We start from the raw sequence: 3,744 nt of genomic DNA, 5'->3' as shown, positions 1-3,744 counted from the left end.
GGAAAAGCTGCTGGTGTTCACCCAGTTCCGGCAGATCATCGAGCCCCTGGCGCGGGCGCTCGGCACGGCTTTCGGCCGTCCGGGCCTCGTGCTTCACGGCGAGACGCCGGTGGCCAGGCGCAAGGAACTTGTCAAGACCTTCCAGCAGGACGAACGCGTTCCTTTCTTCGTGCTGTCATTGCGGGCCGGCGGCGCAGGCCTCAATTTGACCGCCGCGTCGCACGTTGTCCATTTCGACCGATGGTGGAATCCGGCGGTCGAGAACCAGGCGACCGACCGCGCCTTTCGCATCGGGCAGAAACGCAATGTTCTTGTGCACAAATTCGTCTGCCGTGGCACAATCGAAGAGCGAATCGATAGATTGATCGAATCGAAGCGACAGATGACGCAGGACTTCTTCGGTGAAGGCGGCGGTGAGGTCAACCTGACCGAGATGAGCGATCGTGAATTGCTCGCACTGGTTCGGCTCGATCTCGACGCTGCGATGAAAGAGAGCTGACACCATGAGCTTTTGGGACTATCAACCCTATGTCTCGGTGGCGGCGCGCCGTGCAAAGGCGGCTCGCGAAGTCGAGAAGCTCAGGAAGCAGAAGCGGGACCTCGCCCCTGTCGTCGTCGAGGGCCGCAAGATCGCGCAGAGTTTCTGGGGCAAGGCCTGGTGCGACAATCTGGAGCGTTATTCCGATTATGCATCGCGATTGCCGCGGGGAAGAAGCTATGTGCGCAACGGCTCGGTGATCGATCTGCGGATCGAGCGCGGGCAGTTGCGCGCGCTCGTCAGCGGTTCGGATATATACCAGGTGGAGATCGACATCGCCGTTGCCGCGCCGTCGCGCTGGAAAGCGATCTGCGGGGATTGCGCGGGCTCCGTCGGCTCGCTGGTCGATCTGTTGCGGGGCAAGCTTTCGAAGAGCGTGATGGAACGGGTTTGTCGCGACAGCGACGGGCTTTTCCCGGCCCCGCACGAGATCAAGCTCAAGTGCTCCTGCCCGGATTGGGCTGACATGTGCAAGCATGTGGCGGCGGTGCTCTATGGTGTCGGCGCCCGTCTCGACGCGGCCCCGGAAGTTCTGTTCACATTGCGTGGCGTCGACCACGCCGACCTGGTCCCGGCCGCCGGCTCGGACCTGCAAATCACCCGAATCGGCGCCGCCAGCGAGCGGGTTCTCGGCAACGTCGATGTCGCCGCCCTGTTTGGGCTCGACATGGCGCCGCCTCCCGCTGCTTCAATAGCAAACCAGGCAAAGGGGAAGGCGCCGTCAAAGGCAACGGCGCCCGCGCCAGGGCGCGAGACCCCGGGCCGCCCGTCGGCGGATGTCACAAAACCTCGCGGTCGTAGCGAAAAGCGGCAGGCGGCAGCACGGATTGCCAAAACGGCGCCGCGCCAAGAGAGGGCGGAGACGACGCATGCAGTAAAGCCGCGCACAGGGAGGAAGAGCGCGGTGGCGAGCGGCGAGGTGAGAATGTCGAACAAGATGGCTTCTGGAGCCGGCAGGGCGCCAGTCGCATCTGCGCAAGGGCGCCAAGCGGCAGTGAACGCTGGATCGCGCCGCGATGACGAAGCGCGGGCCGGCGGCGCGAGCGCCGCGAACAGGGGCGGCGGACCGGGCCGGAAACGGCGAGCCAGATCCGGCGCCGTCGCAAGGTAGCCAAGCCTCCGGGCTGCCGTTTTGACCTTGTCACCGAGCGCGGCATTGTTATATCGAAACTCTCACCTTGACCCAGCGAGAGCGACGATGACAACGGACACGATTGCCGAACACCAGCCCTTTCAGGCCGAGGTCGCCCAACTGCTGCACCTGATGGTGCATTCGGTTTACTCCGAGACCGATATCTTCCTGCGCGAGCTGATATCGAACGCCTCGGACGCCCTCGACAAGCTGCGTTACGAGGCGATCGCGGCGCCCGGTCTGATCGCCGACGGCGCGTCGCCCAATATCACGATCATACCCGACAAGCAGGCCGGCACGCTCAGCGTGATCGACAACGGGATCGGCATGGACCGGCAGGAGCTGATCGACAATCTCGGCACCATTGCGCGATCCGGCACCAGGTCCTTTCTTTCCCGCCTCACCGAAGCCAAGGACGGCGCCGGCCTGATCGGCCAGTTCGGGGTCGGCTTCTACGCAGCCTTCATGGTGGCCGATCGCATCGCGGTCACCAGCCGTCGCGCCGGATCCGACGAGGTCTGGATCTGGTCGTCGTCGGGAGGCAGCGGGTTTGATATCGCGCGCGCCGGCGAGGAGGACAGCCGGCGTATCGCACCAGGCACGGAAATCGTGCTGCATTTGAAGGCGGATGCGAAAAAATTTCTGGAAAGCTATGAGATCGAGCGCATCGTCGGGGCCTATTCCGACAACATCCAGTTCCCGATTTGGCTCAAGCCGGAGGAGGGCGAGCCGCGCCAGATCAACTCGGCCAGCGCGCTGTGGCAGCGGCCGAAATCGGAGCTGTCGGCGGAGGACTACAAGCAGGCCTACCGCTCTATCGCCGGCGCCTTCGATGATCCGGCGATGACGCTGCATTATCGCGCCGAAGGACGTCAATCCTACGCGGTGCTGTTGTTCGCGCCGTCGACCAAGCCGTTCGACCTGTTCGAGCCGACGCGCAAGGGGCACGTCAAGCTCTATGTCCGCCGCGTCTTCATTGCCGACGACGCCGAGCTGTTGCCCGCCTATCTCCGCTTCATCCGCGGCGTGATCGACAGCGAGGATCTGCCGCTGAACATTTCCAGGGAAATGCTGCAGAACAATCCGCAGCTGACGCAGATCCGCAAAGCCGTGACCGGCCGCGTCATCGGCGAGCTGGAAAGCCTGAGCGACAAGGAGCCGGAGAATTTCGCAAAGATCTGGGACGCGTTCGGCGTGGTGATCAAGGAAGGTATCTGGGAGGATTACGAACGCCGCGAGAAACTGCTGGCGCTGTCGCGCTTCACCACGACCTCGGGCGAGAAGCGCTCGCTGAAGCAGTACGTCGAAAGTTTCAAGCCGAACCAGACCGAGATCTATTATCTGGCCGGCGACAGCCTCGAGCGGCTGAAATCGAATCCCAAGCTCGAATCGGCCGCCGCCCGCGGCATCGAGGTCCTGCTGCTGACCGATCCGGTCGATGCCTTCTGGACCGCGGCGCCGCTCGATTTCGGCGGCAAGCCGCTGAAATCGCTGAGCCAGGGCGACGTCGATTTCGGCCTGGTCCCGCTGCTCGATGCCAACAAGGCCGAGGATGAAAAATCCGGTCCGGACCAGGCTGCAACCATCGCCGCGATCAAGGACGTGCTGGGCGAGCGGGTGTCCGACGTGCGGGCCTCGGCGCGGCTCACCACTTCCGCCTCGTGCCTGGTGGCGGGCGGCAACGCGCGGGATCGTCAGCTCGAGCGCCTGCTGGCGCAGCAGAGCCGAGGCGCGGTGACAAAACCGATCCTCGAGATCAACATGCGCCATCCCCTGGTCGCCGCCATTGCCGGCCACAAGGAGGCCGCGGCCGATCTGTCGTTCCTGTTGTTGGAGCAGGCGCAGATCCTCGACGGCGAATTGCCGGAGGATCCCGCGGCCTTTGCCGCCAGGCTCAATCAGCTGGTGCTGCGCGGATTGGCCGGGAATGGTTAGGACCGACGTCAACCGCTTCGGATTTTGCACGCAGTCTGTCAAAGGGTCGGCGCGGCCAGCGAGTAACTCAGGATGAGGTCGTAAGCTCCCCTCCCCCCGTCCGGCGTAGCGCAGCGAAGCCGGATGGCGGGGAGGGGTT

The 3,744-nt window shown here is 64.1% G+C and carries 3 protein-coding genes; all 3 read left to right on the top strand.

The genetic code is table 11. The features are described from left to right. Nucleotides 1-499, top strand: a 499-nt coding sequence (locus ABSG20_RS32020) for a DEAD/DEAH box helicase (RefSeq protein WP_423868456.1), incomplete at its 5' end; no start/stop codon positions are given. 4 nt (nucleotides 500-503) lie between these two features. After that, on the top strand, nucleotides 504-1,649 hold the full coding sequence (locus ABSG20_RS32015; protein WP_423868455.1) for an SWIM zinc finger family protein: 1,146 nt from the start codon (nucleotides 504-506) through the stop codon (nucleotides 1,647-1,649). An 87-nt stretch (nucleotides 1,650-1,736) separates the two neighbouring features. After that, nucleotides 1,737-3,605 carry a molecular chaperone HtpG gene (htpG, locus tag ABSG20_RS32010; protein WP_423868454.1) on the top strand — a complete coding sequence of 623 codons (1,869 nt, stop codon included), beginning with the start codon at nucleotides 1,737-1,739 and terminating at the stop codon, nucleotides 3,603-3,605. Nucleotides 3,606-3,744 lie beyond the last annotated feature (139 nt).

The organism is Bradyrhizobium sp., assembly GCF_049512235.1.
GTDB lineage: Bacteria > Pseudomonadota > Alphaproteobacteria > Rhizobiales > Xanthobacteraceae > Bradyrhizobium.
Note: the sequence above shows the minus strand (reverse complement) of the source record. Positions and strands in the feature narration are given on the sequence as shown.

Coding starts and splice junctions, on each gene's coding strand:
- ABSG20_RS32015 (WP_423868455.1), top strand. CDS start 504: ATGAGCTTTTGGGACTATCAACCCTATGTCTCGGTGGCGGCGCGCCGT.
- htpG (WP_423868454.1), top strand. CDS start 1,737: ATGACAACGGACACGATTGCCGAACACCAGCCCTTTCAGGCCGAGGTC.